Below are 22,676 nucleotides of genomic sequence, written 5' to 3'. Positions count from 1 at the left end.
CCTCCGCTTTGCTAATACAGTTATCATCGGCTGACCTTTTCGCTAACTTCCGCTCAGTGCAGCCAAACTACCTCGTATGGACTATCAGCTTACCTCGGAATTCAAGCCCACCGGCGACCAGCCCACGGCCATCAAGCAGCTAGTAGAAGGTGTGAACAACGGCGAGCCGGCCCAGGTGCTGCTCGGGGCCACGGGCACCGGCAAAACCTTCACCATGGCCAACGTCATTGCCGAAACTGGCAAGCCGGCCCTGGTGCTGTGCCACAACAAAACCCTGGCCGCGCAGCTCTACGGCGAGTTCAAGCAGTTCTTCCCCAACAACGCCGTCGAGTACTACATCAGCTACTACGACTACTACCAGCCCGAGGCCTACATTGCCAGCACCGACGTGTTTATCGAGAAAGACCTGGCCATCAACCAAGAAATCGAGAAGCTGCGGCTGCACACCACGTCCACGCTGCTCAGCGGCCGGCGCGACGTGATTGTTATTGCGTCGGTGTCGTGTATCTATGGTATTGGCAACCCCGAGGAGTTCAGCAAAAACGTGATTTACCTGGCGCCGGGGCTGCGGTATTCGCGCAACAACCTGCTCTACCAGTTTGTGCAGATTCTGTACTCGCGCACCGAAATGGAATTCACCCGCGGCTCGTTCCGGGTAAAGGGCGACACCGTGGACATCTTCCCGGCCTATGCCGATTATGCTTACCGCATCTTCTTCTACGGCGACGAAATTGAGGCCATCCACCGCATCGACCCGAATAGTGGCAAGAAGCTGGCCGACGAGAAGTCGGTGACGCTGTACCCGGCCAACCTCTTCGTGACGGGCAAGGACACGCTCAACCAGGCCATCAAGGAAATTCAGTTCGACATGGTGCAGCAGCACGCCTACTTCGAGAAGGAAGGGCGCGACTCCGAAGCCAAGCGCATCATGGAGCGTACCGAATTCGACCTGGAAATGATTCGGGAGCTGGGCTACTGCTCGGGCATCGAGAACTATTCGCGCTACTTCGACGGCCGCAACCCAGGCAGTCGTCCGTTCTGTCTGCTCGACTATTTTCCCAACGATTACCTGCTGGTAGTCGACGAAAGTCACGCTACCATGCCGCAAATCCGGGCCATGTGGGGCGGCGACCGGAGCCGCAAAACGGCCCTGATCGAGTACGGTTTCCGCCTGCCTTCCGCGTTGGATAACCGCCCGCTCACCTTCAACGAGTTCGAGAGCATGTACCAGCAAGCCGTGTTCGTGAGTGCCACGCCCGCCGACTACGAGCTGACGCAGGCCAACGGCGTGGTAGTCGAGCAGATCATCCGGCCCACGGGTTTGCTGGACCCGGAAATCGACATTCGGCCTTCGGTGAACCAGATTGACGACTTGCTGGACGAGGTGGACAACCGCGTGAAAATGGGCGACCGGGTGCTGGTAACCACGCTCACCAAGCGCATGGCCGAGGAATTGCAGAAGTACATGGAGCGCCTCGGCATCAAGTCCAGCTACGTGCACTCCGACGTGAAAACCCTGGACCGGGTGGAAATTCTGCGCCAGTTGCGTCTCGGCGAAATCGACGTGCTGATTGGGGTAAACCTGCTCCGCGAAGGCCTCGACTTGCCGGAAGTCAGCCTCGTGGCCATTCTCGACGCCGACAAGGAAGGCTTCCTGCGCGACCAGCGCAGCCTCATCCAGACCATGGGCCGCGCCGCCCGCAACGACCGGGGCAAGGTCATCATGTACGCCGACCGGATGACCGGCTCCATGCAGCGCGCCATCGACGAGACCAACCGCCGCCGCGCCACGCAGCTGGCCTACAACAACGAGCACGGTATCACGCCGCGCACGGTGCGCAAGAGCCACGCCGAAATCATGGGCCAGACCTCGCTTTCCGATTACCGCATCGTGGAGGCGCAAGCCTACGCCGGCCCCGACACGGATGGCACCCTGGCCATTGCCGCCGAACCGGTCATCTCCATGATGACCCGCCCGGACCTGGAAAAGCTCATCAAGCAAACCGAAAAAACCATGGAAGCCGCTGCCAAAGAGCTGGACTTCCTGCAAGCCGCCAAGCTCCGCGACGAGCTGGCTGCCCTCAAGCAAGTGCTCAAAACCAAGCGGGAGTAGCAGAAAACAGAAAGAACCGTCATGCTGGGCTTGCCGAAGCATCTCGTGTGGTGATGTTGTGGTGCTAAATGATATAACCACACTAGCGAGATGCTTCGGCTCCGCTCAGCATGACGTTCAGGAAGTTACCTGTCTTTTTACATTTGCTATGCACACTCCGCACCAACTCATTAGTTTAAATGCCGGGATTCGCTTTGGCAAGCCTTGTATTGTCGGAGCGCGTATTACTGTGCAGGGTATAGTAAGCTGGCTGGCTTCAGGAACAAGTTTCGAAGAAATTCTGGAAGATTTCCCGGAGTTAACTATGGAGCATATTCGAGCTGCTTTAGCGTTTGCTGCCGATATAGAGCGCCGTACCCGCCAAGTAGCTGCATGAAGTGGTTGCTTGACGCTAATCTATCGTATCGTTTAGTACGCCGCCTAGCGCAGCTTTCGATTGAGATTGTGCACGTAAGCAGGAGTGCCTTACCCAATGCCGCTTCTGATGAGGAGAGATGGAAGCTGGCGCGTCAGTAACAAGCAATTATCATTACGAACGACGAGGATTTTTATCGGCTAGCTGGCGTATTTGGATTTCCTCCGAAAGTAGTTATGCTGCGGACTGGAAATCAATCAACCCAATTTATTGCGCAGTTGCTTTTCGAACACGCAGCTATGATTGCGGAGCTTGATGCTTCCAGTGAACTAGGCGTATTAGCGCTATTTTGATGCTGACACGCGGCCAAGCTTCAAGACGAGCTGGCGGCGTTGAAACAGGTGCTCAAGACCAAGGGGCAGTAACAAAGCTGATGTATATTGTGTTTTAATTTCCTGATAACAACTGACTTATGAATTTTCAAAAAAAATTACTGGGACTATTATTCATGTTAATAGCTCTGAGTCAGGCTCCTCAGTCGGCAAAAGCACAAGTAGCTGTTTCTAACGGGACGAAGACGTACACCTATATGCAGGTGTTCTTTTTTGGCCCCATTACTTCTTCCGGATCTGCCTTTATGACTTTCACCCCTGCATTTCATAACCAGTCTAGTGTTAAGCTAGATGAGCCAAATATGGTGGATGCCTTTCTTAACTCTCCGGTCGGTGATATGCAGGTAGGCGAAGTTCAAGTTTCTGGTAGGCCAAATGACGCTAAGTATCAGGCTGCCGAGAAGAAACGCTCAGTAGAGCAAGCAGAAAACACCAAGAAGTTCTTGGCAGCACGAGAGAAACGTGCGCAGACTATGCGCGACCAACTTCTGAATTCTTTGAACAGTGCTGCAGCAGAGGGCTGGGAAGTAGTTCAGATGAGTGCCTATGGGCAAGGAGGATTAGCGTATCTGCTACGCCGGGCAAAATAGAATCTAAAAAGGCCATGCCCCAAGGCTAGGCTTGTTAGGTCTACACCTACAATCACAAACAAGATTTATACCCAAACGCAAGCACCAGGGTGCACCAGGAAAGTTGCCCGACCAGCTTCCAATACTTTAGTAGCTGAAACTTACTTTTCGCTACTGTATGCGCGCTGCCCTAGTTATTCTGCTGCTAGTTCTCCTGTGGCCCACCAGCAGCCGCGGCCAAGCCGCCCCGGCTGCTCGCACCTGGGGCGACTGGACTGCCTGGGGCGACCAAGGCCAGGGTACCTACCTGAACCCGGTGGTGCCCGGCGACTACAGCGACCTGGACTGCATCCGGGTGGGCGACGACTACTACGCCATATCCTCGACGTTTCAGTTTTCGCCGGGTATGGTGGTGCTGCACTCCCGCGACATGGTGAACTGGACCAGTAAAGGGCACGTGATAAGCGACCTAACGCAAATTGGGGCGGAGCTGAATTGGGACAAGATGAACCGCTACGGCAAGGGCGTGTGGGCCGGTGCCATCCGTTACCACGCGGGCAAGTTCTGGGTGTACTTCGGCACGCCCGACGAAGGCTACTTCATGAGCACCGCCCCCACCGCCGCTGGCCCCTGGACCCCGCTGCATTCTGTACTGAAGGAAGGGGGCTGGGACGACTGTTGCCCGTTCTGGGACGAGGACGGCCAAGGCTACTTCATTGGAACGAATTTCAAAGACAACTACAAGATTCACCTCTTCCAACTCACGCCCGACGGCCGCGACCTGGTGCGCGAGTCCGACAAGGTGATTTATCAATCGAAGGGCAGTGAGGCCAACAAGCTTTACAAGATCAATGGCTACTACTACCACCTCTTCAGTGAGGTGAAGGCGGAAGGCCGGGCGCTGATGATGGAGCGGGTCCGCAACATCTACGGTCCCTACGAGCCTGCCCGCCAACTCAGCCACGCCGAAAAACAGTTCAAGGAGCCCAACCAGGGCGGCCTCGTACAAACGCCCAAAGGCGACTGGTATTTCCTGACCCACCATGGCACCGGCGACTGGTCGGGCCGCATTATGAGCTTGCTGCCCGTCACGTGGCTGGACGGCTACCCAATTTTAGGCGAAGTCGGTCCCGATGGTATCGGGCGCATGGCGTGGTCGGGTAAGAAGCCGGTGTTGAATACGCCGGTGGTTACGCCGCAAAGCAGCGACGAGTTCAACGATACAAAGCTGCCCGTGCAGTGGGAGTGGAACTACCAGCCCCGCCCCGAAAAATGGTCGTTGACGGAAAAGAAAGGCTGGCTGCGCCTGCACGCCTATCAACCCCTGGAGCCCGATAATCTGCTAAAAGCCGGCAACACACTTACGCAACGCACCATGCGCACTAGCACCAACGAGGTAATTGTGCGGCTCGACCTACGCGGTATGGCCGATGGGCAGCGGGCCGGCTTGTGCCATTTTGCTTCTCCTCATTCGTCTTCATTAGGCGTGGTGCGCGAGGGTGCCACCCGCAAGCTGGAATTCAAAACCGGCAATGAGGCCACCGCAGGCCCCACGCTTATGGGCAACAGCCTGTGGCTGAAATCAACTTGGGGACTAGACGGGAAAAGCCAGTACTTCTATAGCCTCGACGGCAAAACCTACAAGCCTTTCGGGCAGCCCTACCAGATGGCGTGGGGATCGTACCGCGGCGACCGGCTAGGGCTCTACAGCTACAACAACAAAGCAGAAGCCGGCTACGTGGACGTGGATTATTTCCGCTACAACTACAGCAGGCCGAAAAGGTGAACTTGTGAAGTTGTGAATTGGTGAGTTTGACGTTGTTATGGCGCGAGTCGGCGCCGATTGCGCATGTGGCGCCATAACAACGTCAAACCCACCAATTCACAACTTCACCGACTCACCACTACAAGTACAGATTTACCATATGGCGCCAGGCTAGGGGGTTGTGGGCTTCTCCTTCCCAAACGTGCAGCTGGTTTGGAATTCCCTTTAGGTTAAGCTGTGCACTCAAAAATCGGTTGTCTTGTAAAAAGGCATCTTCGGTGCCAATGGCCAGCGTGATTTCCAGGCGCCGAAGCTCTTCTAAGTAGTAATCGTCGGCGAGGTTGGGGATGAAGCGGTTGGGCGTGTTCAGGTACACGTTTTCGTCGACGTAGCCTTGGAACAGATCCGGGAAGGTGGCCATGCCCTGCGTCAGGTCGTAGCGGCCGCTCATGCCCACCACTTTGTTGAACCGTTCGGGGTGGCGGAACGAGAGGTTGACGGCATGATAGGCTCCCATGCTGCAACCAGCGGCCAGTAGGGAGGAATTGGGGTTGTTGGCTTCAGTGAGGGGTAGCACCTCGTCTAGGATGTACTGCTCGTACTGTAAATGGCGTTGAATCCGCTCGACGGGGGGCTTGTCTAGGCAGTACAGGCTTTCCGCATCGATGCTGTCCACGCAGTAGAGTTGCAGCGTGCCCTCTTCTATCTTGGGTTGCAGGGCCGCCACGATGCCCCAATTTTCGTAATCGTAGAAGCGGGCTTTGCGGGTCGGAAACAGCAGCACCCGCGTCCCGGCTACGCCAAAAACCAAAAGCTGCATCGACCGGCCCAAAGCGGCACTTTCCCATTCGTGGTATTCGCGGTGCATCAGCAAAGCAAAACTTTCCGTTGATAGAAATACAATAACTCGGAACCCTACTGATGGCCTTTACTGCTTGTTTTGCAGCATGCTATCCAGTTGGGTGCTGATTTCCTGCTGCCACACGGCGTAGCCCTCCGGCGACAAGTGCAGGCCATCGGCCTCGAAATAGGTGGGTTGGGGGTTGCCGCGCTCGTCGAGCATGCGGTAGTATAGGTCGAGGTAATAAAGGGGCGGGCCTTGGTTGGCTATTAGCCGGCTGATACACCCGTTGGCATATTCGATGTTGCCCCGCAGGTGTAACCGCGAAAGGCTGAGTTTAATAGAAACAAAACACACCGGGATTTCACCTAGCGTGGTTCTGATGCAAGTAAGCAACTGCTCGTAGAAAAGCACCACTTCTTCGGGGGTGCGGCCGTCGCCCAAGTCATTGTCGCCGGCATAGAGCACCAGCATATCGGGCTGATGCCGGGGCACTACGCGCTTGAAAAACCAGGCGCAAGCCGCCAGCGTCGACCCGCCAAACGCGAGGTTCACGGCTTGCACCTGCGGAAAGCTTTGCTCTAGCGTTAGCCAGCGCGTAAACGACGAGCTGCCGTAAAACACCACCTTTGGTAGATCGGACTCAACCACTGGCTTTTGTTCAAGCTGTCTTATTTCTTCCTGATACCACTGCATTGATTGCCTGTAGAAAGCGCTGGCGTATGAGCTTACATGATAAGGCCCTTGTGCGTAGCTAAATGTAAGCTTCAGCAAGTGGCCGACCAACCCGCCCTACGGGTTTTAGCCCGCAGAAGACGCAGAGGGTTGCGCAGAAGCATACGGTTCTGTAGGTTTTATTCAGGTGGGGTGGTAGTCCAGCGCCATGATCCGGTCTTTGTAGGCAGCGGGCAAGAGGCCAGCTTTTGCCCATTTGCTGACTGCTAGATGCTGCGTTTGGCGGTAGAGGGGAAGTAACAGCGGCAGCCACGTCCGGTGGCCTAGCTTGAGCAGCTTCCGTACGCGCGGCGGCACCACGAGGCGCTGCGCCTGTAGCAGCAACTCGTAGCGCAAAGCGCCTAGGTGCTTCCGGTACTGCTGGTATAAATCGGCGGTGAAACGGCTGTGCTCCAGGTTTTGGACGAGGTGCTGCTGCCGGATCGGGAGCCATTGGTGGTAAGACGGAGGCAGGCCCGGCACGCCCATCCGCCCCCCCACCCGCCGAAACGTGTCGTAGATTTCCGCCTTTTCGGGGCTGCTTAGCGGGCGCTCCAGCACCTCGAACGAGCGGATAGAGTAATCGACCAGCAGAAACAGCACGTCGCGGTAGGCCCAATCGGGAATGGCCATACCGCGCTTGGCTTCCACGGCGCCATGAATAGCAGCAATGGTGTCGATGGCCTTTTCAGCGGCCGGACGCTCGGCAAATACAATCTGCCGGGCGTAATCGACGGTGGAAAACAGCCGCGCCAGCGGGTCGGCAGGCAGCTTACCGGTGAAGTAGAGCCAGTCGACGGCCTTGTTTAAAGCAAACTCAGCGGCGGCGCCGGCAAAAATGAACAGCACCGTGTCGGCTTTGCCCCATATTTCGCGCACTACCGACCCTTGGGCTACAAAATATTCCATGGAGTGAATTTCCTTTTGATAAGCTTAATGGATAACAAGCGCGGCCGTAATGCGGCACAGAAGCTCCTGGCTTTTCGCGTTATAAATCATCGGTTTTACTACAGCAGCGCAGGGTGTAAAAGTTGCTTCAACTCTTAGTACCCCACGCTAAGCTGCGTTTATAGCGGTTTCGTGCACGGTGCAGCCGCTTGTCGAGACGCCTCTTTGCGTCTACTCGTCCGCGCCACCTGCCTGCCCATCGTTCACCGACGAGACGCAACGAGGCGTCTCTACCGCAATGGGTACACCGTGCACCAAACCGCTATAGCTGGTTGATACGATGCAAATTTATACAGAGTACTTTGTATTGCAAAGTATATTTGTAATTTTGTACGCTCTCCACATACATTGCTTCAACATGCCAGCCCATTCGCAACCAAGCACAGCCAAGGTGTTTACGGTTTGGTAAGGCTATCTTCTCCTGCTTGTTGATGGCAACCCAACTTCAACCTGTGCTTCCGCACCGCCATCAAGCAGCACCGCCGCGCCTCCGAACTACGTATGGGCTGCTGATCTGCCTGACGCTGCTGTTGGGTTTAGCTTCGCGCAAGTTTGCCGTTGCTCTACCCACGGTGGTTGCAGCATATGCTGGTGATACACTTTGGGCCTTGCTGGGTTTTTGGTTGCTCGGCTTCTGCTGCCCCCGCTGCACCAGTGGCCGCGTGGCGGCCGGGGCGTTGCTTTTCGCCTTTACCATCGAAGTCAGCCAGCTCTACCACGCTCCCTGGCTCGAGGCACTCCGCCACACCATCCTCGGAAGCCTGGGGCATGGCTTCCTGTGGAGCGACTTGCTTTGCTACAGCGTGGGAGTAGGTAGCGGGCTAGTTGCCGAGCTGTTTTGGTTGCGGAGGCGGACGTAGCGGTGCCTTGCCTACTGCTTGCGGCGGTTTTCCAGAATGCGGAAGAAAGAGCGGGTGTGCACTTCCTCGACCGTCAGGCCGGTGGCCGTAATTTCTTCTTCGGAGATGGCGCCACAGTTCAACGCTTTCAGGAAGAAGTTAAGCAAACCCTGGCCGGTAGCCGCGTCGTCGAAAATGTCGCCGGTGAGGGTGGAAATGGCGGCGCGCTCCACGAACGATTTCAGGCGGTACAGCGCGTCGTCGTAGCTGCTCAGGAAGAAGGCGTAAGTGGCGGCGTAGCGCATGGGGAGCTGCGCCGGGTTCAGGTCCCACCCCTGATAGAGGCCGTTGATGAGCGAGTGGGTGGTGTGGTGAAAACCTTGCCGCCAGGCGTTGTGCACCGATTCGCGATTTTCCGTTAACTGCTCGTAGCTCAGGTTGTCGCCGCGGTGTGGGGCTATGGGCATGACGTTGGTCGCGCCGTCGGAGAGGAAGATGCCGGTACCGCCTAGTGCCACCTTGGTCATGTGGTGGGCAAAGTCGCAGACGGGATGCGCCATGGTTTGGTAGCGGGCCGTGATGCCGGCGGAAGCGGTGTAGTCGTAGGTGCCGAAGTGGGCGGCAATGCAGCGGCCTTCACTGGCCCGGATGATGCGCATCAGTGGGTTGCGGCCTTCCTCGTCCATGATGATTTGGGTGGCTTCCACCATGGTTTCCATGCGCAGGGTGCCGGGCGTTAGGTTGTTGGCCTTTTCCAGCAACTCGAACAGCCGTACCATGGTGGTCATCTGCTCCGGGATGGTCACTTTGGGCAGCATCACCACAAAATTGTCGGGAAGCTTTCCGCCGGTCTTGGCCAGCAGCGTGGTCAGGAAAATGTCGAGCGTCCGGACGCCGCGGTCCTTCAGATCTTCCGTGAATGGCTTGATGCGGATGCCAATGAACGGCGACAAGGTGCCCTTCTCCATTCCTACGGCTACCTCGTTGGCTGCTTGTACCGCCGTGGCGTCTTCCTCCGCGTCGGGCCGGTTGCCGAAGCCGTCTTCAAAGTCGATCCGGAAATCCTCAACAGGCTCGGTTTGCAGCTTTTTGATGATCTTGTTATAAACCGAGTACGCCAGCCAGGCAAACTCTTTCTTGCGTTCTTCCGGCGTAAGAGCATCCAGCTTCGTGGTTAGTTCTGCGATGTCTTTGGCCAGCGTGGGCAGGTGCTCGTGGCCCTTAAGCTGAAGTACCTTTGCCAGCGCCACAAAGTTGGGCGCGTAGGTTTGCAAGTTGTTCAAGGCAATGTCGCCCATCCGCACGCACGTATCCGACTTGAACAGATTGGCGCCCCCGTACACGGTATGCACCGGTTGCCGGTCGGGCTTGTCGCCGGGGTAGGTCAACTGAAACTTACGGTTGGCAACGCCGAGCTGCTGCAGGAGCTGCTCTTTTTCAGAATCTGGTAAGCTGAGTTTCATGGGGCAATATGGGGGAATAGGAGCTGAAATGTAGTGGGCAGCTAGTTCTAGTCTCTAGTACGAAAGAGCAAGTCTAAAACTTGCGTCAGGAGCCGCGGTAAGTGGAGTAGCCGAACGGATTCAGCAGCAGGGGGACGTGGTAGTGCTCGGCTGTGCTGATGGCAAAGACAATTTCCACAAACGGATAAAAGGTGGTGGCGGCCAGTTGATCGAAGTAGTCCTGCGTGAAGAACTTCAGCTTGTAGGTGCCCGGCGCCAGCAGTTGCTCTTGTGGCAGCAAACCCGCGAGGCGGCCATCCTGATTGGTGGTGCCGCGGGCTAGCTCCTGCCAGGTATCGGCCTGCTGGCTGTAGAGTGCGATGGTAACGCCCTGGGCTGGTTTGCCGCGGGTTGTGTCGAGGATGTGCGTTGTTATTTGGCTCATGCGGCTAGTAGCTTTTTCAGGCGGATTTCAGTGATTTTCTCTTGCTCGCGCATGGCAACGTGGATTTCCTGCTCGGGCTCGTTGGGCAGCCGGGCTTGCAGTAAGGCCAGCATTTCCTCCGCCGATTTGCCCGTGGCGCACACAATAAAAATGTAGCCGAACTTTTCCTCATACTGCGCATTGCCCGCAGCTAAAGCTTCCAGCACGGCTTCCGAGGTGTGCTGTACCGCCGCTTGCTCTCCGGCCGCCCACGTGCTGGTACTCGCAAACTTCTCTTTCAACGAGTTGATATCCCCGATTTTGGGATGATGAGTAAACGCCTCCCGCCAGTCCCCGGGCGTTAGACGGTGCCAGATACTGGAGGCTTGTGCCAACAGCGTTTTCTCATCGGCCACAGGAAAAACCGCAACCATGGCCTCCACCCAAGCCGCCGCGCCACAACACTTGCTTAAGGCCTCGGCTACTACTGGCTTAAACAAACTATTGAGTTCAGATAAGGTCATATTCAGGAAATAACAACGAAATGTAGAAACGCGACACTTCGCGTCTCCACGTTGCTGAGGTTGGACTTTGCGTCTTGGCGTTGCTAAGGTGGGCAGTAGCGTGAAGCCCGAGTTTCGCGCTACTGCCTCTGACGCCACGAAAATCTAGCCGGGTGGTTCAACGAGGAGACGCGAAGTGTCGCGTCTCTACAATCGTTCTATTTCGTTACACTACTGTGGGGAAGCGGTTGACGTTTTTGTAGTAGATGTACACCGAATTTTCCTTGCCCATGGCGGTGGCCCATTGCTGGCAGTAGGGCGCCATCCAAATCGAGTCGCCTTGCTTGACCGGGTACCACTGTTGGTCGAGCATGTAGATGGCCTGGCCTTGCAGGTAGAGCAGGCCGTGCTCCATGATATGCGTTTCGACCATGGGCAGGTGGCCGCCGATGCCGTAGGTGAAGATATTCACGGCCATATCGAAGCCCAACTGATTGGGCAGTAGTTCTTGAATGCGGAGCGCCTCATCGTTCATGTAGATGGGCGCCTTGCTGTCGTCTTTCTCGCCGAACAGCACGCCGGGCACGTCGTGGCCAGCCAGCAACTCATATACCTTGTGAAAAGTCAGGAGTTGGGTGCCTACTGCAGGGCTGTCGAAGCGATATTCCTGCCCGATGGGTACGTACACGAACTGCCCCGTGGTCAGGGTCTTTTGCTCGCCCCCAACGCTTACCTGAACCTGACCCGCCACCACGTAAAAGAAAATCTGCGACGCCTGCGTGGTGCCCACCAGCTGGCCCTCTGCCTGTAGCGTAATCAGCGTTTGGCACAGCCGCGCACCCATCTGCTCGTTGATAATTACGTTCACGGTGCAGCCGGTCCAACCCGGCACGTTGCTGTTGATGTAGCCATCGGGGCTGATGACGGCGTGGTTGCGCTTGACGACGGAACGGGTGAGGGCGGAAATTTCCATGGATGGTTAGGAATGGTGGGTGATAAGCTTGGAAAGAAAACGCTCGGCTACGCGCAGCGCAGCCGCTAGGTCGGGTAGCTCCACGTTTTCTAAGGGGTTGTGACTGATGCCTTTATAGCACCGCACGAATAGCATCGTGGCTGGTGCTATCGCCGAAACGGGCACCGTGTCGTGGCCGGCCCCGCTGACCAGCGGCACTACCGGATAGCCGGAATCGGCAATGGCGTGGGCCAGCAGCGTGTTTAAGCCGGCGTCGCAGGTGACGGGAGTGGTTTGTTGGACCAGATTCCAGGCCAGCGTGATGTTGCGCTGGTGAGCTATGGCTTGGGCTTGCGTTTGTAATTCTTGGTAAGCCCAAGCAAGGCGTGCTGCGTCGGCGCTGCGTAGGTCCAGGGTGCACACCACTTGGCCGGGTATCACGTTGCTGGCTGCGTGGCGAATATCGAGCTTGCCTACGGTGGCGACCAACTCCTGTTGATGCTCCCGGCCAAACTCCTCGACGGCCAACACCACCTCGGCGGCGCAGCACAGCGCATCCTGGCGCATACCCATGGGCACCGTGCCCGCGTGGCCCGCCATGCCGCCGAATACCAGCTCTACGCGCTGCTGACCGGCAATGGCCGTTACCAAAGCCACCGGAATATTACGCTCATACAACACCGGGCCCTGTTCGATATGGGCCTCGAAATAGCCTAACCATTCATTGGCCGGAATGGCGTCGTAGACGAGTTGTTGGGCGTCGGCACCCATGGTTGTCAGGGCATCAGCCAGCGTGATGCCGGCGGCATCGGGCTTCTGCAACAAGCTGTTGTCGAAAGCGCCCGTTACTACTTTGCTGCCCAAGTAGGTGGTGTGGAACCGGCAGCCTTCCTCGTCGCTGAAGGCAATCAACTCGATGTGAAACGGCAGCTCTGCTTGTTGGCTGACAAGCTGCTCCAGCAAATCCAGCCCAAGGAGCACGCCCAAGGGGCCATCGAATTTGCCGGCATTCACCACCGTATCGATGTGGGAGGCAATAACAAAGGTTTTGGCCGCCGGATGCGGGCTGGCCAGCCGGCCGCGCACGTTGCCGATGCCGTCGATGCGGGTTGCCAGGCCGGCTGCTTCCAGCCAGCTTCGCACCAACGCGCTGCCCGCTAAGAAGGCCGGCGTCCCGAAGGTGCGCGTAACCCCCTGGCTATCGTCACTGATAGCCGCTAATGCCTCGATGCGCCGCATGATATTCTCGGCGCGGGTTGTGTATGCTGCCACCCAATTAAGTACTTGGCCATTAGCTGTTAGCTGATGGCTGTTAGCTTTTTTATTGATTTACAGTCAGTTGCGACTGATTTATTGTCTATCTGAATCAGGTCAGGCACTTAGCGGGTTAAGATTTCACCTTGCGTAAGCTTCTGGAAGTGCGGGCGTTGGTACACAAGCTGGCCTTTCAGAAAGGTTTGCTCTACCACGCCCCGCAGTTCCTGCCCAAGATAGGGCGACACTTTGTGTTTGTGGTGCAGTGTTTCCGGCGTTACCTGAAAAGTTTGATTGGCGCTAAGTACCACCAGGTCGGCGTCGTAGCCTTTGGCAATGCGGCCTTTGCGGCTGGTTTGGCCAATAAGCTTCGCTGGGTTTTCGCTTAGCCACCGGGCCAGGTCGGGCAGGTTGGCGCCGCGTTGGTGGGCGGCGGTCCAGAGCACGGGCAGGGCCAACTGCAACGAGGCAATGCCGCCCCACGCGGTGGTGAAGTCGCCGCTTGCCAGCTGCTTGAGGTCGGGCGGCGCGGGCGAGTGGTCGGTGGCTACAAAATCGATGATGCCGGCTTGCAGCGCCTGCCACAACTGCTCGTTGTTGGCTAACTCCCGGATGGGCGGGGCACATTTGAACTGCGTTTCACCATCGGCAATGTCTTCGGCGTTGAAAAACAGGTAGTGCTGCCCGGTTTCCACGGTGAGCGGTAGGCCGTTGGCTTTGGCCGCGGCAATGGGCGCTATGGAATTGGCCGACGACAAATGCACGATGTGCGTGGGGCAGTCGTACTCTTCGCAGAGCCGGATCATCAGCGCCACGGCTTCGTCTTCCCACGCTTTGGGGCGCGAGGCGAGGTAGTTTTGGTAGGAGCGTTTGTTGCCTTGCTTCCAGGCGTTGTCATCAGTGGTTAGCTCGCAGTGCACCAGCAACGGCAGGCCGTGTCGGGCCAGCAGCGGCATCACGCGCCGTAAGTCCTGCTCGGTGGCGTTCGGGAAATCATCAATACCCGAATGGGTCAGGAATGCCTTGAACCCAAGCACGCCTTGCTCAATTAGCGGCTCGATTTCGTGGGCGTTGCCCGGCACGATGCCGCCCCAAAAGCCGCAGTTGGTGTGCAGCTGCCCGTTGGTGGCTGCCAGCTTCAGCTTCAGGTTGGCCACCGAAGTAGTAACCGGCGCCGAATTGAGGGGCATGTCCACCAGCGTGGTGAGGCCGCCGGCCAACGCGGCCCGCGTAGCGGTGTCGAAACCTTCCCAATCAGTGCGGCCCGGCTCGTTGATGTGCACGTGCGGGTCGATTACGCCGGGTAGCAGGGCCTGATCTTGCACATCCAGCACCGGGCAATCCACTGCGGTGGTGGCGGGTACCACGTCCGCTATCCGTCCGGCTTCCAGCAGCACCAGCGCTTCCACTACTCCCTGCGGCGTAACTACGTTTCGACTTTTTATAGCCTTCATTTAGTGGTGGTTGGTGGTTGCTGATTGTTGGTTGCTGATTGTTAATTGTTGGTTGTTATTTGTTCGTCAGGCCGTCATGCTGAGCTTGTCGAAGCATCTCGCTAGTTTGGTAAACTCCTTCTACTATTGCAACGAAGTAATAGAGATGCTTCGACTCCGGCTGCGCCTGCGCGGACGCCAGATGAGCATGACGGCCTGACGAACAATCAACAACCAACATTCAACAACTAATAGTCAGCAACCAACAATCAGCCATCAATTATGGGTATCAAACTAGGAATCAACGCGTACGGCAAAAACGCGGTTAATCTGTCGAAAATCATCCGCCACGCCGACCACCACGAGTTCCGCCAAATCTCGGTGAGCGTGGCGCTGGAAGGCGACTTCGACACTGCCCATACCCTAGGCGACAACTCGAAAATCCTTCCCACCGATACCCAAAAGAACACGGTTTACGCGCTGGCCAAAGAGCATTTTACGTCCACCATCGAGGCGTTCGGCATCCACTTAGCCGAGTTCTTTTTATCCCGCAATCCGCAGGTAAGTAAAGTGCGCATTGAAATCATAGAGCACAGCTGGCAGCGCATGGCTTTCGACGGCGCCGCCCACACCCACTCCTTCACCGGCGGCAGCACCGAAAAGCGCCGCGCCCTCATCACGCACACTGCCGAAGGCACGCAGGTTTCATCAGGCCTCCTGGATTTGCTGCTGCTCAAAACCACTGATTCTGCCTTCGAAAGCTACATCAAAGACGAGTACACCGTCCTGAAAGAAACCACCGACCGTATCCTGGCCACCAAGTGCGAAGCCACTTGGCAATACACCACCGTGGACTTAGACTTTGAAGCCACCTACCAAAGCATCCGCACCACGTTGCTGCGCACTTTTGCCGGCCACAAGAGCCTTTCTGTGCAGCAAACGCTGTACGCGATTGGCGAGCAAATCTTGTTGCAGCACGACGCGGTAAAGGAAATCAGCCTTGTCATGCCCAACAAGCACCACATTCCCTTCAACCTAGAGCAGTTCGGCATGGAAAACAGCAACGAAATCTTTGTTGCCACCGACGAGCCGTTTGGGTACATCACGGGTACGGTGGTGCGGGAGTAGGGCCTCACGGGACCCCTCCGGGGCCGGCCCCCTCTCCCGTGGAGAGGGGGAGCCAGCCGACGTAGCGCCGCCCGTTCGGCTAACGCCTCACGAACGGCTACCGCTAGAACATCACATTACATAACAGAAAGGTCCACAGCTAATCAGCTGTGGACCTTTCTGTTATCAAGTCTACTTAGCTGTTCTTTTGTGGTAGCCGTTGGTAGTCGTTCTGGAGGCGCCAGCCGACAGGGCGGCGCTACGTCGTTTGGCTCCTCCTCTCCACGGGAGAGGGGGCCGGGGGGTGAGGCGCATTCTTCACTGCAATCAGCTGTGCGGCAATACTGATGGCTATTTCTTCCGGGGTTTCACTGTTGATAGGCAGGCCTACGGGTGCGTGAAGGCGTTGCAATTGCTTGGGAGAAATTCCTTCTGAGCGGTATTCATCAAGCATCTTTTCGATCTTTTTCTGACTGCCTAGCAGGCCCAAAAACCGGAGCTGCTTGCCGAGCAAGGCCCGCACGGCTATGTCGTCGGTGCGGTAGCCGAAGGTCATGACTACTACGTAGTGGTTCTCGCCTTCAGGGATGAGGGCTTGAAGCTCGGTGTAGCTCGCTACGGCTGTTTTGCGGTGGGCGTGGGTGTTGGCGGTGAAGGTGTTAAGCTCGGGACGGTCTTCGTAGAGTTGAATGTAGAAGTCGAGGGGGTGAACCAGGCGGGAGAGGGCCAGCGCGCAGTGCCCGCCGCCCACCAGGTGCAGGAAGTTTTTAGGGCCAATTCTTTCCTGGTACAGCCAGTCAGCTTCTTGCTTTTGCTGGAAAACGTAGTCCTGCGCGGGCAGGGTGTCGGCCTGAAAGGCAATACCGGCCGGAGTAAGCGTGAGGGTGCCGCTTTGCGCCTGTTGCAGCGCCGCGAGAAGCAACTGAATGGGTGCCGCATCGGCGGTCTGCACGGGGTAGAGCAGCACAGTTTGCTCGCCTGAGCAAATCATGCCGCTTTGGTTGTGGGGAGCAGCTTTGCTGTGGATTTGGGGGTGCAAGGAACTAACCGGGGCCAACTGCGCCAGCTGCTCCCGAGCCAGCAGCACCAGCTTGTGCTCCATAATGCCGCCGCCAATCGAGCCTTGCATAGCCCCGTGCGCATCTACCGCCATCAGAAACCCCTGCCGGCCCGGACTGCTGCCCTGGCTCTGCACCACGTAGAGTAGCATGGCGGGGGTGCCGCGGCGCAGACTGTCGCTAAGAAGCTGCCACGTGACGAATGCTCTGCTCATGTAGGGGTTGGGTGCCGGTGGCGGCCTGCGGGTACAGCCCAAGCAACACTTTCTCGGGAGTCATGGGCGCATCGAAGGCAATGGGAGAAGTAGGGTTGAAGGCTTTGATGGCGTTGCGCAGCGCGAAGTACGTGCCGATGCCATACATAAATGGCGGCTCACCCACGGCCTTGGAGCGGAAGATGGCCAAGTTGTCTTGCTCGGTTTGTAGCGGCTCGATGGCTATTTCCTTGGGCACCGAGTAGATATCAGGTATTTTGTAGGTGGAAAGGGTGTTGGAGCGCAAGCGGCCGGCGGGGTCGTAGAGCAGCTCTTCCAGGGTCATCCAGCCGATGCCCTGCACGATGCCGCCCTCAATCTGGCCCCGGTCTACGGCCGGGTTCATGCTGCGGCCAAAGTCATGAACCACTTGCACCGCATCCACCTGGTAAGTGCCGCGCACACAATCCACGGTGACGGTGGTGAGGGCCGTGCCGTAGACGTGGTAGGCAAACGGATGCCCCTTTTCGGTGGTTTTGTCGAAGTGCACTTCCGGCGTGGCGTAGTGCGCATGCTCCGACAAGCTTACGCGCCTGAGAAACGCAGCCGTTACCAGCTTTTTCCAATCCAGGTCCGTGGGCTGGCCGTGGAGCAGCACTTGCTCGTCGCGGAGCTCGATAGCGGTTTCCGGCGCTTGCAGCAGCTGAGTTGCTACGTCTTTCAGCCGGCTTACAATGGCCTGGCAAGCCAGCTGCACAGCTTTGCCGTTGAGGTCGGCGGTGGCACTGGCGGCGGAAGGCGAGGTGTTGGCAATACGGTTGGTGCTGGTGGTTTGCAGGCGCACCTTGTCGGGGCTGATGGACAGGATTTCAGCCGCCACTTGCAGCATCTTGGTGTTTACGCCTTGGCCCATTTCCACGGCGCCGGTGCTCACCCGCACGCTGCCATCGTAGTAGACGTGCACCAGCGCCCGGGCCTGGTTCATGGAGGTGTTGGTGAACGAGATGCCGAAGCAAATAGGCATCAGCGCCACCCCTTTCTTAAACAAGAGGTTGCGGGCATTGAAGGCCGCTACCTCTTGCCGCCGCGTTTCCACGTCGTAGAGAGTTTCCGCCTTGTTCCAGCAGGCGTGCGCCTCACTCACCGCTTTCTGGCCGAACGGAAATTCGTCCCCGGTTTTGTTGAGGTTGTTTTTCTGAATCAGGCTAGCGTCCACCCCAAGTTTTTCGGCGGCGGTGGCAATGGCGGCTTCCATCACAAACTTGGCCTGCGGCCCCCCAAAACCCCGAAACGCCGTGTTGGGTGGCAGGTGTGTGCGGCAGCTAAAGGCAGTAGCTCGCACATTCGGAACGAAGTAGGTGCTGGTGGTATGAAACAGCGTCCGCTCCATGATAGCCGGCGACAAGTCGGCGGCGGCTCCGGCATTTTGGTAGAAATCCACCTCGTAGGCTACGATTTTCAGGTCCTTGTCCAGCCCGATCTTGAAGTCCGAGGAGTAAGGGTGGCGCTTGCCGGTCATGGCCATGTCTTCCAGCCGACTCAGCACGTACTTCACCGGCCGGCGCAGCAGATGCGCGGCCAGCGCTACCAGCGCCACCCACGCGTTGGCTTGGTCTTCTTTGCCGCCAAAGCCCCCGCCCAACCGAATTACGTCCACTTCCAGCTGGTGCATAGGTACCCCGAGCACCCGCGCCGCCGTGCGCTGGCCGGCCGTGGGGCTTTGGGTGGACGAGTAGATTTTCAGTTCGCCGTTTTCCTGCGGCATGGCATAGGCGCACTGCGTTTCAATGTAAAGGTGCTCCTGGCCGTTGGTGTCGGCAGTGCCTTCAAACACGTACTCGCACTGCTGCCACGCCTGCTCGATGTCGCCGAGCCGGAAGGTGCGGGGCGCTACAATTAACTGACCTTGCGCGTGTGCTACCCGCGGATCGGTAATTACCGGCAGCGGCGCGATGTCAACCTTTATTTTCTTGACTGCGGCCCGGGCCGCCGCATCGGAAGTGGCAAGGACGAAGGCAATGGGCATGCCGCAGAAATCCACCTCATGCTCCGCCAGCAGGGGCTCATCGGGGATGATGCCGCCAATCTGATTTTCACCCGTAATGTCTTGGTGCGTCAGAATGCGCACCACGCCGGGATGCTGCGCGGCGGCCGTGAGGTCAAGCTGCTGAATGTGCCCGTGCGCAACCGGCGAGACGAAAGCCGCGCCAAATAGCGTTCCAGCCACCAACGGAATATCATCCAGGTAGATCGACTGCCCTTTGGTGTGGTTACCGGAATCTATATTTTTCATGGTGTTAATCGAGATAAAGAAAGCCTAATCAATGGCAGTAAAGAACTATCGTAATCGTTGTGCTGAGCGAAGCCCAAGCACCTAGCGTGCTGGCACTGGTGTGCTACGGTCATGCTGAGGCCACGAAGCATCTCGCGTGCTGATGTTGCCAAAGTAACTGTCATGCTGACGAAGGAAGCATCTCGCTCGCCTCGTTGAAATTACCCTCCTAGCGAGATGCTTCGACTTCGGCTGCGCGGACGCCAGATGAGCATGACGGCCTTAGCAACACAACATCAACCTAGCCGCCAACACAACTACTGCAGCACCTCTTGCGCGTTCAGTTGCGGGAAAAGGGCTAGAAAATGTGCCTTAAGCAGCTGGCTAAGCAAGAGGCGCTTATAGGTTTCGGTGCCGCGGGCGTCGCTGATGGGTGCTATTTCCAGTTGCGCTATTTCCACAGCTTCCCGAATGAGCGTTTCCGAAACCTCCTGGCCGGTCAGGAACGTTGAAACCTGCGCCAGCAGCATCGGGGTCGGGCCAACGCCCCCGGCCGATACACTAGCTTCCGTGATAAAGCCGTTTTGCACCTGGAACTGGCAGGCCGAGTTGACGCTGGCAATGTCGAGGTGGGTTCGTTTGCTGACTTTCTCGAAATTGAACTTGGTGTGTGCTTCCGGCAGCGTGAACCAGAACGCCGTGATGTTCTCTTCGGCCGTTTTGGCTAGTTGCTTGTAGCCCTGGTAGAGCTGGCGCAGCGGAACTTCCCGCACCCGTTGCCCGTCGCTGAGAACCAATTGCGCATCCAGGGCCAAGAACATGATGGTAAGGTCGCCGATGGGGGAGGCGTTGACGAAGTTGCCCGCCACAGTGGCCATGTTGCGGATGGGCGTGGAGGACACCAGCCGCAGAAACCGCCGGAAATCTGGGAAAAACTCCTGCAACATTGCCGACTCCGCTAAATCCGTCACGGTGGCGGCCCCGCCTATCACGCACCGGTTTTCTTGCAGAGTAACGCCTTGCAGCGTGGGTTGGTCGAACAAAAACCGGGTGGCTAGCTCGTGCATCTGGTCGTGCTTCTGCACGTACAAATCGGTGCCGCCGCCCACAAATTGCAGGGTTCCCCGGCTGGCGTGGCCGTTGGGCGTGCTGTTCGCCGCCAAGGTCCGCAACCGGCTTTCGATGGAAGTGAAATAGGCGGGCAAAATCTGCTGCTCCGCCACAAAAGCAACGGGTTCTTCCTGGTTTCTTGGTTCCAGCAGTTGCGCCACCTTGGCCGCCGCCCTTTCTATGGATTTATAGCCCGTACACCGGCAAATATTGCCGTCCACCGCCGCCACCGCATTCTGCGGGGTGGCAGCCTGTCCGCTCAAGCAAAAGCCCGCCAACGACACCACAAACCCCGGCGTGCAAAACCCGCACTGCGTCGCCGACTCATCCACCATGGCCTGCTGAATCGGGTTGAGACCTTCCGTGTTGAGGCCCTCCACCGTCACGACGTGCTTGCCCTGCACGTTGCCAAGCGGCGTCAAACACGACGTGAACGAGCGGTAGCGGAGTTGCCCCTCCGTAAGCTCGCCCACTAGTATAGTGCACGCGCCACAGTCGCCCTCCCGGCACCCAATTTTAGTGCCCGGCAGGTGCTGATGATAGCGCACGTAATCCAGCAACACCGTACTCGCCGGCAGCTCGGTGCATACTTCTTGGTTGTTGAGAATGAACTTCAGCAAAGGGAATGCATATCAGGTTTCATTCAATATACCTGATTTCGTGGTGAAGTGGTCAAAGGGGATGTGGTGAATTTATTTAGGAAGTCGCTAGAACGTCCTGCTTGATCTGGCGTCCGCGTGGTCGAAGCATCGCGCTTATGTAGTAAACTCAACCTCAGTAACCGTCATGCTTCGACCACGCGGACGCCAGATCAAGCAGGACGGTTGCTTTGTAAATGTCAGCACGCTAAATGCCTCGACAAGCGGACGCCACCTGCTCAGCCTGACGTTCTAACGACTTCCCAAACAGCTTCAGGTGAAGTTGTGAGCAAAGGCACTATTCACAACTTCACCCTTCACAACCTCATAATTTCACTAAAAGGCGTGGTCGGTTTTCACGTTCTGGCCCGACCAGATTTGCTTGGCGGTCCAGTCTTGGGCGGGGCTGGTCCAGAAGGTGTTGGTGGAGGGGAGGCCGAGCGGCAGGAAGGCGGTGGTGCACAAGTAGAGGCTGCCGGTGGAAATGTAGGTTTCGCCGATGCTCGGTTGGTGGCCGCACAAGCCGATTTGCAGCCAGCCTTGGGCATCGAAGGTCCCGCGTGGCTCCATGGTGCGCCGGATAACGGCCGTGAGGGCGCTGCGCACCTGGCCGGCGGGCAGCTCCGGGGGCAGCTGTTGTTGCAGCGCTGCTTGGGCCAAATGCTGAAACGCGCCGCCCCGATACGCCAACGACCGGCCGAAAGCTGCAAAAGAGCCATCCGGGGCCACGAGGCGCTCTTGCACTACGGCGTAGCGCCGGGCCCGGGCTTGTAGCTTTTCCAGCAACTCTTTGTTTTCCTTGCCCGCGGCTACCAGCGTGGCTACCACGTCGAGCAGCATGGGCTGAATCACGTAGCTGTTGTAGTAGTCCCAATGGAAGTCGGGGCCGTCGCCGTAGGTACCGTCGCCTTTGTACCAGGTTTCGTGCTCTTTAATGGCGTAGTCCATGCGCATAAGGTCACCAGAGCCAGTGAATTTCAGGAGCGCCGCTTCGATGATGGCGCTGAACAGCAACCAGTTGCTATAGACGGGCTTGATAACGCGGGTGCTTTGCAGCGCCTGCACCAGCTGAGTTTGGGTAGCGGCCGGTAGTTGCGTCCAAAGCTGAGTGGGCGCCCGCAGCAGCGCATGCGCCAAAAAGGCGGCATCCACGACCGGCTGCCCGCCTTGGGTGAAGTTCAAGAAATCCGGCGACTGTGGGTCAACGGCGTGGGCTATGGCTTGGCGCGCCAGCTCAGCAAAGCGTTTTTGCCGGGCCACTTCATCGGCGGGAGCATTGGGTAGTTCCAGCCACGGCGCCAGGCCCGCCAAAGTGCGACCAAGTGCCTCCAGGTGCGACACCTTGCGCCGACTTTCCTCCTGGCCGGGGGCAGTTTTCAGGGGCATGGCAGCCTTCAGCTTGGCTTGCGCCGCTGCTGCCAGCACGGGCTCAGCTACTTTAAGCAGCGTCGTCAGCCAGTAGCTACGGTCCGAGACTTTGGCGGGCGCTTTGTTTAACTTAAGACTAGGCGCGGCCCAAGCTGGAGCGGGTAAGGCCAGAGCGGAGAGGCCCGTAACGGCTTGGGCTACGAAGGAACGTCGTTTCATGTAGGTGGCCGGCCAACCTTATTTGAGCTTGATGACCTCCGAGCCAGCCAGCAGAAAAGCGCCGGTGCCGTACACCTCCCAACTCTCCGCCGAGAAGTCGCGGCGGGGGTCGGCGCCGATGGGCTGCACCCATCCCACGCGGCCTTCGTCGGACACCAACCCGTTC

Annotated in this window: 19 protein-coding genes and 1 pseudogene; 7 read left to right on the top strand and 13 right to left on the bottom strand. The window is 57.7% G+C overall.

The window, feature by feature from the left end:
* Positions 1-76: 76 nt before the first annotated feature.
* From uvrB to VF639_RS03130, 5 genes and pseudogenes are all read left to right on the top strand, one after another.
* Positions 77-2,113, top strand: coding sequence for an excinuclease ABC subunit UvrB (gene uvrB, locus VF639_RS03150; protein ID WP_331144428.1), 2,037 nt, complete (start codon positions 77-79; stop codon positions 2,111-2,113).
* A 148-nt stretch (positions 2,114-2,261) separates the two neighbouring features.
* On the top strand, positions 2,262-2,489 hold the full coding sequence (locus VF639_RS03145) for a DUF433 domain-containing protein (RefSeq protein ID WP_331144427.1): 228 nt from the start codon (positions 2,262-2,264) through the stop codon (positions 2,487-2,489).
* Positions 2,486-2,821: pseudogene (locus VF639_RS03140) on the top strand (DUF5615 family PIN-like protein). Before VF639_RS03145 ends, VF639_RS03140 begins: the two are co-directional and overlap by 4 nt.
* 119 nt (positions 2,822-2,940) lie before the next feature.
* Positions 2,941-3,450: a hypothetical protein gene (locus tag VF639_RS03135; RefSeq protein ID WP_331144426.1), complete on the top strand. Its 510-nt coding sequence runs from the start codon at positions 2,941-2,943 to the stop codon at positions 3,448-3,450.
* A gap of 157 nt (positions 3,451-3,607) precedes the next feature.
* Positions 3,608-5,215, top strand: a complete 1,608-nt coding sequence (locus VF639_RS03130) for a glycoside hydrolase family 43 protein (RefSeq protein WP_331144425.1) — start codon at positions 3,608-3,610, stop codon at positions 5,213-5,215.
* Positions 5,216-5,333: 118 nt separating this feature from the next.
* Here VF639_RS03130 and VF639_RS03125 read toward each other — a convergent pair whose 3' ends face one another.
* From VF639_RS03125 to VF639_RS03115, 3 genes are all read right to left on the bottom strand, one after another.
* The gene (locus tag VF639_RS03125; protein WP_331144424.1) at positions 5,334-6,062 is read right to left on the bottom strand and encodes an esterase family protein; all 729 of its coding nucleotides are present in this window, start codon (positions 6,060-6,062) and stop codon (positions 5,334-5,336) included.
* Positions 6,063-6,122: 60 nt separating this feature from the next.
* Positions 6,123-6,686: a GDSL-type esterase/lipase family protein gene (locus VF639_RS03120; protein ID WP_331144423.1), complete on the bottom strand. Its 564-nt coding sequence runs from the start codon at positions 6,684-6,686 to the stop codon at positions 6,123-6,125.
* Between the two features lie 207 nt (positions 6,687-6,893).
* Positions 6,894-7,658, bottom strand: a complete 765-nt coding sequence (locus VF639_RS03115) for an oxygenase MpaB family protein (RefSeq protein WP_331144422.1) — start codon at positions 7,656-7,658, stop codon at positions 6,894-6,896.
* A 491-nt stretch (positions 7,659-8,149) separates the two neighbouring features.
* On the opposite strand from VF639_RS03115, the gene VF639_RS03110 reads away from it, so the two are divergent.
* Positions 8,150-8,557 (top strand): ribosomal maturation YjgA family protein, encoded by a 408-nt coding sequence (locus VF639_RS03110; protein ID WP_331144421.1) that lies wholly within the window; start codon positions 8,150-8,152, stop codon positions 8,555-8,557.
* Positions 8,558-8,568: 11 nt separating this feature from the next.
* On the opposite strand, the gene VF639_RS03105 is transcribed toward VF639_RS03110, so the two are convergent.
* The 6 genes from VF639_RS03105 to allB all read right to left on the bottom strand — a co-directional run bounded on the left by VF639_RS03105 (position 8,569) and on the right by allB (position 14,565).
* The gene (locus VF639_RS03105; RefSeq protein WP_331144420.1) at positions 8,569-9,999 is read right to left on the bottom strand and encodes a DUF6986 family protein; all 1,431 of its coding nucleotides are present in this window, start codon (positions 9,997-9,999) and stop codon (positions 8,569-8,571) included.
* Between the two features lie 85 nt (positions 10,000-10,084).
* Complete coding sequence (uraH, locus tag VF639_RS03100) at positions 10,085-10,423, bottom strand: hydroxyisourate hydrolase (protein ID WP_331144419.1); 339 nt, start codon at positions 10,421-10,423, stop codon at positions 10,085-10,087.
* Positions 10,420-10,926 carry a 2-oxo-4-hydroxy-4-carboxy-5-ureidoimidazoline decarboxylase gene (uraD, locus tag VF639_RS03095; RefSeq protein WP_331144418.1) on the bottom strand — a complete coding sequence of 169 codons (507 nt, stop codon included), beginning with the start codon at positions 10,924-10,926 and terminating at the stop codon, positions 10,420-10,422. The genes uraH and uraD overlap by 4 nt, the downstream gene beginning before the upstream one ends.
* Positions 10,927-11,131: 205 nt before the next feature.
* The gene (gene allE, locus VF639_RS03090; protein ID WP_331144417.1) at positions 11,132-11,878 is read right to left on the bottom strand and encodes a (S)-ureidoglycine aminohydrolase; all 747 of its coding nucleotides are present in this window, start codon (positions 11,876-11,878) and stop codon (positions 11,132-11,134) included.
* Positions 11,879-11,884: 6 nt separating this feature from the next.
* Complete coding sequence (locus tag VF639_RS03085) at positions 11,885-13,129, bottom strand: allantoate amidohydrolase (protein WP_331144416.1); 1,245 nt, start codon at positions 13,127-13,129, stop codon at positions 11,885-11,887.
* Between the two features lie 107 nt (positions 13,130-13,236).
* Positions 13,237-14,565: an allantoinase AllB gene (gene allB / locus VF639_RS03080; protein WP_331144415.1), complete on the bottom strand. Its 1,329-nt coding sequence runs from the start codon at positions 14,563-14,565 to the stop codon at positions 13,237-13,239.
* Between the two features lie 261 nt (positions 14,566-14,826).
* Here allB and pucL point away from each other — a divergent pair, with 261 nt between their 5' ends.
* Positions 14,827-15,672, top strand: coding sequence for a factor-independent urate hydroxylase (pucL, locus tag VF639_RS03075; protein WP_331144414.1), 846 nt, complete (start codon positions 14,827-14,829; stop codon positions 15,670-15,672).
* 238 nt (positions 15,673-15,910) lie between these two features.
* On the opposite strand, the gene VF639_RS03070 is transcribed toward pucL, so the two are convergent.
* The 4 genes from VF639_RS03070 to VF639_RS03055 form a co-directional block, all read right to left on the bottom strand.
* Positions 15,911-16,924 carry an XdhC family protein gene (locus VF639_RS03070; protein WP_331144413.1) on the bottom strand — a complete coding sequence of 338 codons (1,014 nt, stop codon included), beginning with the start codon at positions 16,922-16,924 and terminating at the stop codon, positions 15,911-15,913.
* On the bottom strand, positions 16,890-19,196 hold the full coding sequence (locus VF639_RS03065; RefSeq protein WP_331144412.1) for a xanthine dehydrogenase molybdopterin binding subunit: 2,307 nt from the start codon (positions 19,194-19,196) through the stop codon (positions 16,890-16,892). Before VF639_RS03065 ends, VF639_RS03070 begins: the two co-directional genes overlap by 35 nt.
* A 296-nt stretch (positions 19,197-19,492) precedes the next feature.
* Entirely contained in the window at positions 19,493-20,905 is a 1,413-nt protein-coding gene (locus tag VF639_RS03060; protein WP_331144411.1) for an FAD binding domain-containing protein, read from the bottom strand.
* A gap of 354 nt (positions 20,906-21,259) precedes the next feature.
* A complete protein-coding gene (locus tag VF639_RS03055; protein ID WP_331144410.1) occupies positions 21,260-22,510 on the bottom strand; it encodes a DUF2264 domain-containing protein in 1,251 nt (416 codons plus the stop codon).
* Positions 22,511-22,676: the final 166 nt, after the last annotated feature.

The sequence above is a fragment of the Hymenobacter sp. genome, from assembly GCF_036387835.1.
GTDB lineage: Bacteria > Bacteroidota > Bacteroidia > Cytophagales > Hymenobacteraceae > Hymenobacter.
The sequence above is the reverse complement of the archived record's forward strand: the minus strand, read 5'-3'. Positions and strand labels throughout refer to the sequence as shown.

Bases quoted from the DNA above. Each gene is read 5' to 3' on its own strand.
- uvrB (WP_331144428.1), top strand. From the start codon at position 77: ATGGACTATCAGCTTACCTCGGAATTCAAGCCCACCGGCGACCAGCCC.
- VF639_RS03145 (WP_331144427.1), top strand. From the start codon at position 2,262: ATGCACACTCCGCACCAACTCATTAGTTTAAATGCCGGGATTCGCTTT.
- VF639_RS03135 (WP_331144426.1), top strand. From the start codon at position 2,941: ATGAATTTTCAAAAAAAATTACTGGGACTATTATTCATGTTAATAGCT.
- VF639_RS03130 (WP_331144425.1), top strand. From the start codon at position 3,608: ATGCGCGCTGCCCTAGTTATTCTGCTGCTAGTTCTCCTGTGGCCCACC.
- VF639_RS03125 (WP_331144424.1), bottom strand. From the start codon at position 6,062: ATGCACCGCGAATACCACGAATGGGAAAGTGCCGCTTTGGGCCGGTCG.
- VF639_RS03115 (WP_331144422.1), bottom strand. From the start codon at position 7,658: ATGGAATATTTTGTAGCCCAAGGGTCGGTAGTGCGCGAAATATGGGGC.
- VF639_RS03105 (WP_331144420.1), bottom strand. From the start codon at position 9,999: ATGAAACTCAGCTTACCAGATTCTGAAAAAGAGCAGCTCCTGCAGCAG.
- uraH (WP_331144419.1), bottom strand. From the start codon at position 10,423: ATGAGCCAAATAACAACGCACATCCTCGACACAACCCGCGGCAAACCA.
- uraD (WP_331144418.1), bottom strand. From the start codon at position 10,926: ATGACCTTATCTGAACTCAATAGTTTGTTTAAGCCAGTAGTAGCCGAG.
- allE (WP_331144417.1), bottom strand. From the start codon at position 11,878: ATGGAAATTTCCGCCCTCACCCGTTCCGTCGTCAAGCGCAACCACGCC.
- allB (WP_331144415.1), bottom strand. From the start codon at position 14,565: ATGAAGGCTATAAAAAGTCGAAACGTAGTTACGCCGCAGGGAGTAGTG.
- pucL (WP_331144414.1), top strand. From the start codon at position 14,827: ATGGGTATCAAACTAGGAATCAACGCGTACGGCAAAAACGCGGTTAAT.
- VF639_RS03070 (WP_331144413.1), bottom strand. From the start codon at position 16,924: ATGAGCAGAGCATTCGTCACGTGGCAGCTTCTTAGCGACAGTCTGCGC.
- VF639_RS03065 (WP_331144412.1), bottom strand. From the start codon at position 19,196: ATGAAAAATATAGATTCCGGTAACCACACCAAAGGGCAGTCGATCTAC.
- VF639_RS03055 (WP_331144410.1), bottom strand. From the start codon at position 22,510: ATGAAACGACGTTCCTTCGTAGCCCAAGCCGTTACGGGCCTCTCCGCT.